The sequence below is a fragment of the Roseburia sp. 831b genome (assembly GCF_001940165.2).
Taxonomy (GTDB): Bacteria; Bacillota; Clostridia; order Lachnospirales; family Lachnospiraceae; genus Roseburia.
In genome coordinates this window covers 1577868-1590130 of the sequence record NZ_CP135162.1, presented here as the reverse complement: position 1 = coordinate 1590130, position 12263 = coordinate 1577868, and the positions used below count along the sequence as shown (strand labels likewise).

Here is a 12263-nt window from a genome sequence, read left to right as displayed (position 1 = left end):
AAGGAAGGGGTAAATATGTTACTTGAATTTTTAGGCGCAGCACATGAGGTTACAGGAAGTTGCCACTTTTTAGCATTTGCAGACAAACACATTTTAGTCGACTGTGGAATGGAGCAGGGACCGGATTTGTATGTCAATCAGGAGATTCCGGTCAATGCAGCAGAGATAGATTATGTGTTTGTGACACATGCACATATTGACCATTCGGGACTTCTGCCATTGCTTTACAATCATGGATTCCGCGGACAGATTTTTGCGACAACTGCGACCTGCCAGCTTTGTAATATCATGTTAAAAGACAGTGCGCATATCCAGATGTTTGAGGCTGAGTGGAGGAATCGTAAGGCACAAAGAGCAGGACTGCCGGAAGTGACACCGCTATATGATATGAATGATGCAATGGGAGTGCTGAATCATTTTATTCCATGCGATTATGACAAGGAAGTCGAAATCTGCGATGGCTTAAAGGTCAGATTTCGGGATGCAGGTCATCTGCTTGGTTCGGCAATCATTGAGATGTGGGTGACAGAGGAAAAGGAAGAACGCAAAATCGTCTTTTCCGGTGATATTGGAAATGGAAACCGCCCATTGATTAAAGACCCGGAGTACATTGAGGATGCCGATTATGTTGTGATGGAATCAACCTACGGCGACAAGCTTCATGACACACCACCGGATTTTGCACTGGCACTGGCGGATGTGATTAAGGAGACGTTTATCCGTGGCGGTAATGTTGTAATTCCGGCGTTCTCGGTTGGCAGAACACAGGAGATGCTTTACTTTATACGACGGATTAAGACAGAACATCTGCTGCCGGAATTTGAGAATTTTGATGTATATATTGATAGTCCGCTTGCGGTGGAAGCAACGACGATTTTTAATAAAAATGTGTCCGACTGCTTTAGCGAGGAGGCATTAGATCTTGTCAGAAACGGAATTAACCCAATTGGATTCGATGGCTTAAAAGTCGCAGTAACCAGCGATGAATCCAAGATGATCAATTTCATTGAGAAGCCAAAGGTTATTATTTCCGCTTCTGGAATGTGTGAGGCAGGACGAATCCGCCATCACTTAAAACACAACTTATGGAGAAAAGATTCGACGATTATTTTCGTTGGTTATCAGGTTCCTGGTACGCTTGGTCATTCTCTTTTAAATGGTGTAAAAGAAGTAAAACTGTTTGGTGAAAGCATTGAGGTTCATGCGAGAATTGCAAATCTTCCGGGTATCAGTGGACACGCAGATATGAATCATCTGACCAAATGGATTGGTGCATTTACCGAAAAGCCAAAGAGAGTCTTTGTGGTTCACGGGGACGATAAGGTGACAGAGTTTTTTGCAGACCATATCAATCAGAAATTAGGGCTTGATGCGGTGGCACCTTATAGTGGAGACACTTATGATCTGCTGACAGGTGCATGCATCAAACAGGGCGACCGCAAGCTTGTGGAGAAGAAGAAGAAGGATGCGAAGGCATCTAATACCGTATTTGCAAGACTTGTGGCAGCCGGAGAACGTCTCGTTGCAATTATTCGAAGAAGTGAGGGACTGCCAAATAAGGAACTTGCAAGATTCGCTGACCAGATTAATGAGTTATGCAATAAGATGGAACGATAGAATAAGGCGTTGCTGCATCCGGCAGGTATGCACCCGGATGCAGCCGGATACTAAGAGGAGAGGTAATGACGGATGGATTTTAGAGCAGATTTTTCGAGCCTGCTAACTTGTGCCTGGGAGATGTGAATCTCCTCGGCAACTTCCATCTGTGTCTTGCCCTCGAAGAAACGGAGCTTTAAAATATAGTTTTCACGTTCTCCGAGCCGTTCCATTGCATCGGAGAGGGAAAGCTGTTCCACCCAGTTCTCTTCCTTGTTTTTTTTATCGCTGATTTGATCCATGACATACAGGGTGTCACCACCGTCTGTGTAGACAGGGTCATACAGGGAGAGAGGGCTTTGGATGGCATCCAGGGCAAAAATAATTTCCTCCGGTGTTAAGTTTGCGGCAGAGGCGATTTCTTCTAAGGTCGGTTCCTTGAAGGTTGTCTTTGACAGAATTTCTTTTGCATGGATTGCTTTATAGGCGGTATCACGCAGGGAGCGGCTGACACGAATGGAGTTATTGTCCCGCAGATATCGTCGGATTTCCCCGATAATCATGGGAACAGCATAGGTGGAAAATTTAACCCCCATGGTTGGGTCAAAATTGTCAATGGATTTGATGAGTCCGATGCAGCCAATTTGAAATAAGTCGTCGACATTTTCGTGATTTCCGGAAAAACGTTTGATAACGCTAAGAACAAGGCGCAGGTTGCCTTTGATATAGGTTTCACGGGCGGCAAGGTCGCCTTGCTTGATTCGACAAAACAGTTCCTTTTTTTCCTCTTCCTTTAGAATGGGAAGCTTTGCGGTATTGACACCGCATATTTCAACTTTGTATGCAGCCATATAAAGATCCTCCGAGAATTGTCTGATAGTAAAAGGATGCTGCATTCGGATTTATTTTATACAAGAAATTGCTTTTTTTTAAGTTTGGAACATGATAATATAGTAAAGAAATGGGAAGAAGTAGGTGGAATATGAAAGATTTAATAGATGAGAGGGATGAAAGGGAGAAGATTCAAAGAAGCATCATCAAACGCTGGAATGTTCACTATGTTACGAAGGAAGAATTAGAGGCAGAAAAGGCGAAGGATGACAGCTTAAAACAGGCGGAGGAGATTTTGGCGCGTCTTCGGGCAGAAGAGTTAGAAGATGAGGCAAAGAAGCAGGCAGAGATTGAAGCTGCCAAAAAGCGCTCGGAAGACAGTTACAATGCCACAACCAACTCTTACTCCGGTCTGTATGGACAAAACGAGATGGACAGTGTGACAAAAGGACAGATTGAGCAGATTTTAGGCGAAAAAGATGCACACCTTCGTTCCGTGATTGATGAGAACAGGCAGCCTTAGACAGCCACAAAGAGAGTTTGAAAGAATAGATAAAAATCAGGTAAATCGTCTGCTTGATTTTTGAAAAAAAATGTGATATAGTACAAGACGCTGTTTGCATGTAGCGGACAGCGCATTGTGTGTTTTACGGACCCTCCACACAGTAATAAAAACCAGGGCGTCAGTTCGGGACCTTCCTGACGGAAAACAAAACTAAAGGAGAAAGAAATGAGAAACAAAAAAGTACTATTTATCACGCAAGCTGCGTTGATTGCAGCAATCTATGTGGTTCTGACTTATTTTGTCAGTGCCTTTAATCTTGCTTCAGGAGCCATTCAGGTTCGCTTATCGGAAGCGCTTACCATTTTACCATTTTTTACACCGGCAGCAATTCCAGGCTTATGGATTGGTTGTTTGTTAGCAAACTTACTGACAGGATGTGCCATTTATGATATTGTATTTGGAAGTCTTGCAACTTTGCTTGCGGCAATTGGAACGTATCTGCTTCGCAAACATAAGTTCTTATGTACACTGCCACCAGTCATTTCCAATATGGTGATTGTGCCATTTGTACTTCGTTTTGGCTATGGACTTGTATTTGAGTATAAAGGAACAGATTTGTCCATTCCGTTTTATGCGGTAACAGTAGGGGCAGGGGAAGTGATTTCCGTATGTATCGTAGGTTCTGTTTTATTAAATGTATTGAACCGTTACCGGAATGTCATTTTTAAAAATTTAGAGGAATAAAAAATTATAACAGGAACCACTCACCGAGGATGTCAGCGGATGAGTGGTTTTTGATTGGACAATTTTTTAAAATGAAAAAATATGAAAAAACTTTGACATTTTTTACATAGGTGTTTACAATAGACAAATAGCGGTATCGATAACATGAGGAGGAAGAAAAGATGAAGAAAATTCTGGATTTAATTACAGATGAAGTTACGAAAGCATTTGTAGAATGTGGTTATGATGCAAAATATGCAAGGGTAACGTTATCAAACAGACCAGATCTTTGTGAATATCAATGCAATGGTGCAATGGCAGCAGCAAAAGAATACAAAAAAGCTCCATTCATGATTGCAGACGAAATTGTTGCAATCTTAGAGAAAAATCCGATTTTTGCAATGGCAGAGTCTGTGAAACCTGGATTTTTAAATTTAAAAATAGATGAGGCTTATCTTGCAGAGTACGTGCGTAAGATGCAGGAAGATGAAGGGAGATTTGGCTGTGAGAAGTCAAAGAATCCAAAGACGATTATGATTGACTACGGTGGACCTAACGTTGCAAAACCACTTCATGTAGGTCATTTGCGTTCTGCCATCATCGGAGAGAGCGTTAAGCGAATCGGAAAATTTATGGGTCACAATATGATTGGTGACGTTCATTTAGGAGACTGGGGTCTTCAGATGGGACTGATTATTACAGAGCTTAGACTGCGTCATCCGGATTTGGTATATTTTGATGAGGCATACGAGGGAGAATATCCAAAGGAAGCTCCGTTTACGATCTCAGAGCTGGAAGAGATTTATCCAACTGCGAGCAAGAAATCAAAAGAGGATGCAGCATACAAAGACGCAGCAATGCAGGCAACGTTTGAACTGCAGCATGGAAGACGTGGATACCAGGCATTACTTTCCCATATTTTAAATGTTTCCGTCACAGACTTGAAACGCAATTATGAGAACCTGAATGTTTCCTTCGAGTTATGGAAGGGTGAATCCGATGCCCAGCCATACATTCCAGATATGGTTCAGAAGATGAAAGAGGATGGATTTGCTTACATCAGCGACGGCGCTTTGGTTGTAGATGTCAAAGAAGATACAGATACCAAGGAAATTCCGCCATGCATGATTTTAAAATCAGATGGAGCATCCCTTTACAATACAACCGATCTTGCTACCATCGTGTGGAGAATGAAAGACTACAATCCAGATGAATTAATCTATGTGGTAGACAAACGTCAGGAACTTTACTTTACACAGGTATTCCGTTGTGCAAGAAAGACAGGTCTTGTAAAACCGGAGACAGAGTTAAAATTCCTAGGATTTGGTACCATGAATGGAAAAGACGGCAAACCATTTAAGACACGTGAAGGTGGTGTTATGCGTCTGGAATACCTGGTTTCAAGCGTCAATGAAGAGATGTTAAAGAAGATTACGGAGAATCAGAAGAGTAAGGAAAATCTTGATATCTCAGAGGATGAGGCAAAAGAGATTGCAAAGACAATCGCACTTGCTGCAATCAAGTACGGCGATCTTTCAAATCAGGCAAGCAAAGACTATATCTTTGATATTGACAGATTTACCTCTTTTGAGGGAAATACAGGCCCATATATCTTGTATACAATCGTTCGTATCAAGTCCATTTTAAAGAAATACTATGCGCTTGGCAAACAGGTAGAAGGTCAGATTACAGGTGCTCATTCTCCAAGTGAGAAGAATTTGATGTTAGAGCTTAGCAAATTTAACGCGGTTATGGAAAACGCATTGGAGGAGATTGCACCTCACAAGATTTGTTCCTACATTTACGATCTTGCGAATGCATTCAACAGCTTTTATCATGGAACCAAGATTATGGCAGAGGAAGATGAGTTGGTTCAGGCTTCCTATATCAAGCTGTTAGAGCTTACCAAATCCATTCTTGAAACATGCATCGATGTGTTAGGATTTTCTGCACCGGAACGTATGTAAAAGTAGTCATAAATAAAGAGACAAGTCATATATTTAAGTCATAGATACAATTTTGTATCTATGACTTTTTGTTTTGTGTAATAGAAAATTTCCTATTACATAAAAAAGATGACGGGAGGAATGTGACTTGGAGCTAGAGGATATTTTCCCGGGAGAGGTGCGGGAAGCGTTAAGAAAAACCACGTGGAAGGATGGAATTGAGGAGATTCGTGCCAGAGTAGGACAGCCGTTGGAATTTGTATATGGGAATGAGTGCCGTTATTGGGACGTCAGAAAAAAGGAGATGGTATCGCAGGAGCAGTGGCGGCAAAAGCGGCAGATGATGCAGCCAATGTCCGCCGCAGACTTAAATGAGATGTTGAACTACATTTGTAATTATTCCTTATATGCGTTCCAACAGGAGATTCGACAGGGGTATCTGACGATGGAAGGAGGACATCGTGTCGGACTGGCAGGACAAACTGTGGTGTCGGATGGAAAAATAGATGGAATTTCTTTGATTACATTCCTAAACATACGTGTCGCAAGGGAAAGAAAAGGGTGTGCGAAAGAGATTTTACCTTTTTTGCGAAGAGGACAAAGTATTTATAATACATTGCTTGTGTCGGCACCTGGCGTTGGAAAGACAACATATCTAAGAGACTGCATCCGAATGCTGTCAACGGGGGAGAACCTTTTTGGTGGGTTAAAGGTGTGCGTGGTGGACGAACGGTCCGAGATTGCAGCGTGCCACCTTGGGATTCCACAAAATGATTTGGGACCACGCACAGATGTGCTAGAAGGATGCGGAAAAGAAGAAGGGATGCAGCTTTTGCTGCGGACCATGTCACCTCAGGTGATTGCGGTGGATGAGCTTGGGGAAGAAAGAGATTTTGCAGCGGTTGAGCGTGCTGTTTTTTCCGGGAGTCAGGTGCTTGGAACGATTCACGCGGGAGAAATCCGGGAATTGTGGGAAAAGCCCTATTTAAGGAACTGGCTGCAAAAGAAAATCATAAAACGTTTTGTATTTTTGAAAAAGGAAGACACCGGAGAGCGCCAAATCGAAATCTATGATGAAAATCTGGAGCGCATATGCTAAAAGCAGGCGGGTGTATCTTTATTTTCCTTGGAAGTATCGGGCTTGCCTATTCCATGCAAAAGGAGCGTCATGAGCATTTGAAGCTGCTATACGAAATACGTTCTCTTTTGTTAAAACTTTCACAAAACATGCATTACAGGATGCTTCCGATGGAACTTTTATTAAAGGAAGCGCACCTTACAGAGGAAAAGCGTCTGCAAAAAATCTGCATGGAAATCGGAGAGAACCTCGAAAAAAAGGAAAACAGACGAGCAATCACAGTCTGGAAGGAATGTTTTTATGTATCGAGAAAAGAATTACATTTGTCAACAGAAGAAACAGAGTTATTAGCGGAGGCTGGAGAAGCTTTTTTTGGCAAAAACATCGCAGAGAATGAAAGACATCTTGCACTCTATTTAGAACGCTTAGAGGAGCGGATAAAGGAAGAACGAAAGAAACAAGGCGAGAGAGATAAGGTAATCGGAACAGTCACGGTAATGAGTGGATTATTTGTCATTCTCCTTTTGATTTAGATTCAGAAAAATGCTGGGTAAAAGAGAGGCATGGATAGAAAAATGAGTATCAGTTTAATTTTTAAGATAGCGGCAGTGGGAATTCTGGTGACGGTGTTAAGCCAGGTCTTAAAGCACAGTGGGAGGGAAGAACATGCTTTTTTAACAAGCCTTGCAGGATTGATCATTGTGCTGTTCTGGATTGTGCCTTACATATCAGAATTGTTTGAGACGATGCAGACCTTGTTTGCAATATAGGTGGGAAGAAGATGGATATCATAAAAGTAGGGCTGATAGGGCTGACAGGAGTTTTAGCAGCACTGTTATTAAAAAAAGAAAAAGTAGAATTTAGCACGCTTATCAGTCTTGGACTGAGCGTTTGCATCTGTATTTTTACGCTTACAAAGGTGGAGGGAATCCTTGCATTTGTAAAGAAAATAGAGTCCATGTTGACAATCGACAGCTCGTATCTTTCCATTGTGCTTCGCATGATTGGGATTGCCTATGCGGCAGAGTTTGCGGTAAATATCTGCAAGGATGCAGGATACGGGGCAGTAGGCCAGCAGATTGAAATTTTTGCAAAAATCTCGATTCTGGTGATAAGCATGCCGGTATTAACCACTTTTTTAGAGACATTGGAGCAGTTTTTATGAAAAAAGGAATCATTGGATTGTTCATTTTCTTTTTCCTGAATTTTTTATTGTTCCCGCAACAGACGTTCGCATATGAAAAAACAGGACAAGGGCAGACCAGGGAGGAAAAAGGGATAGGGGAACAGACGCTAGAAGAGCTGCAAGAGGAGATGGATTTTTCCAGCCTGGATGATGTTTTGACCGACATGGATGAAAAAACAAGTTTTTCGGATTTGTTTGAGGCCTTGTGGAAGGGGGAAACAAAGAATCTGGATATCACGCAGGTAATGGATAGCGTCAAGGATGCCATCTGTGCGCAGGTTCGTGAAAACCGGAAAATTCTGGCGGAAATTTTATTATTGCTGGCTGCATTTTCGACCCTCTCTAATTTTACCGGAATGTTAGAAAAAACGTATGTTTCGGATATTTGTTTTATGTTGCTTTACTGTCTTTTGTCTGTACTTTTATTACAGTCCGTTATGAATGTGAGTGAACTGGTATCGCAGTCCTTACAGAATTGTATTTCCTTTATGAAAGCGCTCGTGCCTACTTTTTGTTTTACGATGATGTTCTCTTCGAATGTGAATTCATCCCTCGGATTTTATCAGCTGTCCTTTTTGGTCATCTATCTTGTGGAATGGATTTTCGAGCGCTTTTTACTGCCGGGAGTTCATTTTTATATCCTGTTAGAGCTGTTTGGCAATTTTTTTGAGGAAGACAAATTCAAAGGGTTTACGGAGCTTATGAAAAGTCTGATTCAGTGGACGTTTAAAGCTTGCTGGGGAATCATATTAGGACTCAATGTGATTCAGAATCTGATTGCGCCGGCAAAAGACAGGCTGACGGGAGGTGCTTTTGGAAAAGTGGCATCATTTCTTCCGGGAATCGGGAACTCCTTTTCGAGTGTGAGCGAATTGTTAGTTGGAAGTGGAATGGTCATCAAAAACTGTGTCGGTGTTGCGGCGCTGTTGTTACTAGGAATTGTCTGCCTGGTTCCATTTTTAAAAATTATGTGTATGGTCGTGCTTTATAAAGTGACAGGTGCGATTGCAGGACCAATTTCAGATAAGCGCATCTATGGATGTATGGAGGGGGTGACGAACGGATGTATCTTGTATGCAAAGACACTTGGAACCTGTCTGCTGCTTTTTGTGGTGACGATTGCACTTACCACGGCGGCAACAAGCGTCATGTATTAGGAGGCATCTGGGGATAAGATGTTTGAATTCATGAAAAGCTATCTTGCGGTTTTCCTCTTATTTATGTTGTTTTTTCAGTTAGTCCCTGCAAAAACGTACCAGAAATACATCCGTTTTTTCATGGGAATCCTGTTAGCGTTTGTATTTCTTTCGCCGGTACTTTCACTTTTTATGAACCCGGAGGAGTTCTTAGAAAAAGTGCAGTATGAGGCATTTTTAGAGGAGGCAGAAGAAATCAACCAAAATGCAAAAAAAATTGAATTTTCAAAACAAAGCGAATATTTTGAACAATATAAAAAATTAGTGGAAGATGAGATTGAGCGGGTTGTAGCGGCACAGAATTTCACGGTGAAGCAGCTAGAGATAGAGCTGACGGAACAATATGAGGTTTCACACATAAGCCTTACTGTTACGGGGGACGCCTCACATCAGATTATCATTGGAAAAATTGAGGTGGGAGAAGAAGGGGAACAGACGCCACAGGAGAAGGAACTATGTAAAAACTTAAAAGAGGCATTGATGGAACATTATGGATTGAGCGAGGAACAATTAGATATTTCGTATGAATGAGGAGCAGCGATTGAGGGTATGGAGCAAAAAGGAATGGAAAAATTAAACCTCTGGTTCAAAAAAGGTGGAGTTTTCAATTGGAAAAAGGGGGATTGGCTGATTCTTGCACTGGCAGGCGTCCTTCTTCTGGTGGTCGCATTTCCGACAGGAGCCAAAAAGGAAAAACAAAATTCAACTACAAATGTAGAACAGACATCTAATTCCAAAAGTTCCAAGGAACTGGAAAAGGATGCGTATGAGACACAGCTGGAGAAACGGTTAGAGGAGGTGCTAGCAGAGATGGACGGGGTTGGGAATGTGCGGGTGATGATTACACTAAAAGACGATGGAACACATGTGGTAGAAAAAGATGCATCGACGCAGAATAACCAGACGACAGAGACGGATGGAGACGGGGGAAGCAGAACGATTACGGAGAGCGGGAATGAGCAGCAGACGGTGTACGTGGAGAATGAGGATGGAAAATACCCATATGTGACCAAAGAGGAGCTTCCTATGGTGGAAGGAGTTGTCGTTGTGGCACAGGGGGCTGACAGTCCGACGGTGGTGACAGAGATTTCGGACGCAGTTCAGTCATTATTTTCGGTAGAACCACATAAAATTAAAGTAGTAAAGATGCGCATGCAGGAGGAATCAAATTGAAAAAAATGTTTCGCAAGAATCAAATCATCATTACGGCGCTTGCCTTGATGATTGCGGTAGCAGGGTATATCAGCTATATGAATGAAAACATAGATGATAAAGCGGTAGCCCAGACAGCAGCAAATGCATCCGATGCAGTAACCGATGATGCAATGCAGGAAGAATATGAAATTTCAGATGAGGACAGTCTTTTAGAAGGGGACATCTTTGTGGCGGAAGAGCCGGATGAATCCGTCGATGTCGCACAGGAGACGACAGAGACGAATGTGGATGCACAGGTAGAAGAAGGCGAGAATATGGAAAACGCAGGGGCAGCAGTTCTTACAAGCACAACGGTTGGCAATGTCGACTTTGCGGCGGAAATGAAATTAAACAGGGAGCAGATTCGTTCCAAAAATAAGGAGGCATTGTTAGAAATCATTGACAATACCAGTGTGACAGAGGAGCAAAAACAGTCAGCTGTAAATGAAATGATTACAATGACCGACATTGCGGAGCGTGAGGCAGCAGCCGAGATGCTGCTTGAGGCAAAAGGATTTTCTGATGTTGTCGTAAGCATCACAGATGAATCCTGTGACGTTGTATTAAATATGGGAGATGTTACCGATGCCAAGAGAGCACAGGTGGAGGATATCGTAAAAAGAAAGACCAATATTTCAGCGGAAAATATTGTCATTACGCCAATCACGACCCAGGCACAGCAGCAATAACGCATACCAAAATCAGGAAGAAGAACGTTACGTTTGTAGCGTTCTTTTTCTTGATTTTCTTATCAATTCGGTTTATGCTAATGGTAATATGTCAGAGGTGTCTCTTTGAATGGAGGCAAATGCATCCTGGCAGGATAGGAGAGCATAAAGATGAAAAGAGTATTTTTGATTGTTTTAGATAGTGTTGGAATCGGGGAAATGCCGGATGCGGCAGATTATGGAGATGCAGGAAGCAATACATTAAAAGCAGTTTCCAAAAGCCCTTATTTTTCGATGCCAAACATGAGAAAATTGGGATATTTTAATATTGATGGAGTAGACATTGGAGAAAAGGAGAAAGCACCACTCGGTTCTTTTGCAAGAATGACAGAGGTATCCAAAGGAAAAGATACTACAATTGGTCACTGGGAGATTGCAGGAGTGATTTCACCGACACCACTTCCAACGTATCCAAATGGTTTCCCACAGGAAATCTTAGATGAATTTTCAAAGAGAACAGGAAGAGGTGTGCTTTGCAACAAGCCATATTCCGGTACCGATGTAATCCGTGATTACGGAGAGGAGCACATGAAGACAGGGGACTTAATCGTGTATACATCCGCGGACTCTGTATTCCAGGTAGCAGCACATGAGGATGTCGTTCCGGTAGAACAGCTGTATGAATATTGTAAGATTGCAAGAGAAATGTTACAGGGAGAACATGGGGTAGGACGTGTCATTGCAAGACCATTTATCGGAACACCGGGCAATTTTACAAGAACAAGCAGACGGCATGATTTTTCCTTGCAGCCACCAAAAGTTACGATGTTAGACCAGTTAAAAGATGCTGGCTTTGATGTGTTATCGGTTGGTAAGATTATCGATATTTTTGCGGAAAAAGGAATCACTGAATATGTGCGTTCCGATGGAAATGCAGATGGAATTGATAAGACACTCGCTTATATGAAGAAAGATTTTAACGGCTTATGTTTTACAAATCTGGTAGATTATGATATGTTATACGGGCACAGAAATGACGTAGAGGGATATGCAAAAGCGTTAACTTACTTTGATGAACGTCTTCCAGAGCTTTTAGCACAGATGAAAGACGAAGATATTCTTATGATTACGGCAGATCATGGTTGTGATCCAAGTACACCTTCTACCGATCATTCCAGAGAGTACACACCACTTTTGATGTATGGAAAACCAATCAAAGCAGGTGTAAACTATGGAACAAGAGAGTGTTTTGCCGACACAGCAGCGACAATTTTGAATTATTTTGGAATTAAGCCAGAATGTGCCGGAAAGACCATCATTGAATTTTAGTTTTTTGGAGG

Annotated in this window: 14 protein-coding genes; 13 read left to right on the top strand and 1 reads right to left on the bottom strand. The window is 42.1% G+C overall.

Features of this window, described 5'->3' with window-relative positions; translation table 11 throughout:
• Nucleotides 1-15 precede the first annotated feature (15 nt).
• Nucleotides 16-1617: an MBL fold metallo-hydrolase RNA specificity domain-containing protein gene (locus BIV16_RS07530; RefSeq protein ID WP_075678430.1), complete on the top strand. Its 1602-nt coding sequence runs from the start codon at nucleotides 16-18 to the stop codon at nucleotides 1615-1617.
• 50 nt (nucleotides 1618-1667) lie between these two features.
• On the opposite strand, the gene sigG is transcribed toward BIV16_RS07530, so the two are convergent.
• Nucleotides 1668-2447 (bottom strand): RNA polymerase sporulation sigma factor SigG, encoded by a 780-nt coding sequence (gene sigG / locus BIV16_RS07525; protein WP_075678431.1) that lies wholly within the window; start codon nucleotides 2445-2447, stop codon nucleotides 1668-1670.
• 131 nt (nucleotides 2448-2578) lie between these two features.
• Between sigG and BIV16_RS07520 the strand changes: the two genes are divergently transcribed.
• The 12 genes from BIV16_RS07520 to BIV16_RS07465 all read left to right on the top strand — a co-directional run bounded on the left by BIV16_RS07520 (nucleotide 2579) and on the right by BIV16_RS07465 (nucleotide 12252).
• Nucleotides 2579-2950 carry a hypothetical protein gene (locus BIV16_RS07520; RefSeq protein ID WP_075678432.1) on the top strand — a complete coding sequence of 124 codons (372 nt, stop codon included), beginning with the start codon at nucleotides 2579-2581 and terminating at the stop codon, nucleotides 2948-2950.
• A 207-nt stretch (nucleotides 2951-3157) separates the two neighbouring features.
• Nucleotides 3158-3676 (top strand): QueT transporter family protein, encoded by a 519-nt coding sequence (locus BIV16_RS07515; protein WP_075678433.1) that lies wholly within the window; start codon nucleotides 3158-3160, stop codon nucleotides 3674-3676.
• Between the two features lie 161 nt (nucleotides 3677-3837).
• Nucleotides 3838-5622 (top strand): arginine--tRNA ligase, encoded by a 1785-nt coding sequence (argS, locus tag BIV16_RS07510; protein WP_075678434.1) that lies wholly within the window; start codon nucleotides 3838-3840, stop codon nucleotides 5620-5622.
• 127 nt (nucleotides 5623-5749) lie between these two features.
• A complete protein-coding gene (gene spoIIIAA, locus BIV16_RS07505; RefSeq protein ID WP_075678435.1) occupies nucleotides 5750-6700 on the top strand; it encodes a stage III sporulation protein AA in 951 nt (316 codons plus the stop codon).
• Nucleotides 6694-7212 carry a stage III sporulation protein AB gene (locus BIV16_RS07500; RefSeq protein WP_075678436.1) on the top strand — a complete coding sequence of 173 codons (519 nt, stop codon included), beginning with the start codon at nucleotides 6694-6696 and terminating at the stop codon, nucleotides 7210-7212. The genes spoIIIAA and BIV16_RS07500 overlap by 7 nt, the downstream gene beginning before the upstream one ends.
• Before the next feature lie 42 nt (nucleotides 7213-7254).
• A complete protein-coding gene (spoIIIAC, locus tag BIV16_RS07495; protein ID WP_075678954.1) occupies nucleotides 7255-7449 on the top strand; it encodes a stage III sporulation protein AC in 195 nt (64 codons plus the stop codon).
• Nucleotides 7450-7460: 11 nt separating this feature from the next.
• A complete protein-coding gene (locus tag BIV16_RS07490; protein ID WP_075678437.1) occupies nucleotides 7461-7844 on the top strand; it encodes a SpoIIIAC/SpoIIIAD family protein in 384 nt (127 codons plus the stop codon).
• The gene (locus BIV16_RS07485) at nucleotides 7841-9022 is read left to right on the top strand and encodes a stage III sporulation protein AE (RefSeq protein WP_075678438.1); all 1182 of its coding nucleotides are present in this window, start codon (nucleotides 7841-7843) and stop codon (nucleotides 9020-9022) included. Before BIV16_RS07490 ends, BIV16_RS07485 begins: the two co-directional genes overlap by 4 nt.
• 18 nt (nucleotides 9023-9040) lie before the next feature.
• Nucleotides 9041-9592, top strand: coding sequence for a stage III sporulation protein AF (locus BIV16_RS07480; RefSeq protein WP_075678439.1), 552 nt, complete (start codon nucleotides 9041-9043; stop codon nucleotides 9590-9592).
• Nucleotides 9593-9625: 33 nt separating this feature from the next.
• The gene (locus BIV16_RS07475; RefSeq protein WP_075678956.1) at nucleotides 9626-10234 is read left to right on the top strand and encodes a hypothetical protein; all 609 of its coding nucleotides are present in this window, start codon (nucleotides 9626-9628) and stop codon (nucleotides 10232-10234) included.
• Nucleotides 10231-10944 carry a SpoIIIAH-like family protein gene (locus tag BIV16_RS07470; protein WP_075678440.1) on the top strand — a complete coding sequence of 238 codons (714 nt, stop codon included), beginning with the start codon at nucleotides 10231-10233 and terminating at the stop codon, nucleotides 10942-10944. The genes BIV16_RS07475 and BIV16_RS07470 overlap by 4 nt, the downstream gene beginning before the upstream one ends.
• A gap of 150 nt (nucleotides 10945-11094) precedes the next feature.
• Complete coding sequence (locus BIV16_RS07465; protein ID WP_075678441.1) at nucleotides 11095-12252, top strand: phosphopentomutase; 1158 nt, start codon at nucleotides 11095-11097, stop codon at nucleotides 12250-12252.
• The last annotated feature ends 11 nt before the right edge of the window (nucleotides 12253-12263 follow it).

Bases quoted from the DNA above. Each gene is read 5' to 3' on its own strand.
- BIV16_RS07475 (WP_075678956.1), top strand. From the start codon at position 9,626: ATGGAAAAATTAAACCTCTGGTTCAAAAAAGGTGGAGTTTTCAATTGG.
- BIV16_RS07500 (WP_075678436.1), top strand. From the start codon at position 6,694: ATGCTAAAAGCAGGCGGGTGTATCTTTATTTTCCTTGGAAGTATCGGG.
- sigG (WP_075678431.1), bottom strand. From the start codon at position 2,447: ATGGCTGCATACAAAGTTGAAATATGCGGTGTCAATACCGCAAAGCTT.
- argS (WP_075678434.1), top strand. From the start codon at position 3,838: ATGAAGAAAATTCTGGATTTAATTACAGATGAAGTTACGAAAGCATTT.
- BIV16_RS07530 (WP_075678430.1), top strand. From the start codon at position 16: ATGTTACTTGAATTTTTAGGCGCAGCACATGAGGTTACAGGAAGTTGC.
- BIV16_RS07520 (WP_075678432.1), top strand. From the start codon at position 2,579: ATGAAAGATTTAATAGATGAGAGGGATGAAAGGGAGAAGATTCAAAGA.
- BIV16_RS07515 (WP_075678433.1), top strand. From the start codon at position 3,158: ATGAGAAACAAAAAAGTACTATTTATCACGCAAGCTGCGTTGATTGCA.
- BIV16_RS07485 (WP_075678438.1), top strand. From the start codon at position 7,841: ATGAAAAAAGGAATCATTGGATTGTTCATTTTCTTTTTCCTGAATTTT.
- spoIIIAC (WP_075678954.1), top strand. From the start codon at position 7,255: ATGAGTATCAGTTTAATTTTTAAGATAGCGGCAGTGGGAATTCTGGTG.
- BIV16_RS07490 (WP_075678437.1), top strand. From the start codon at position 7,461: ATGGATATCATAAAAGTAGGGCTGATAGGGCTGACAGGAGTTTTAGCA.
- BIV16_RS07465 (WP_075678441.1), top strand. From the start codon at position 11,095: ATGAAAAGAGTATTTTTGATTGTTTTAGATAGTGTTGGAATCGGGGAA.
- BIV16_RS07480 (WP_075678439.1), top strand. From the start codon at position 9,041: ATGTTTGAATTCATGAAAAGCTATCTTGCGGTTTTCCTCTTATTTATG.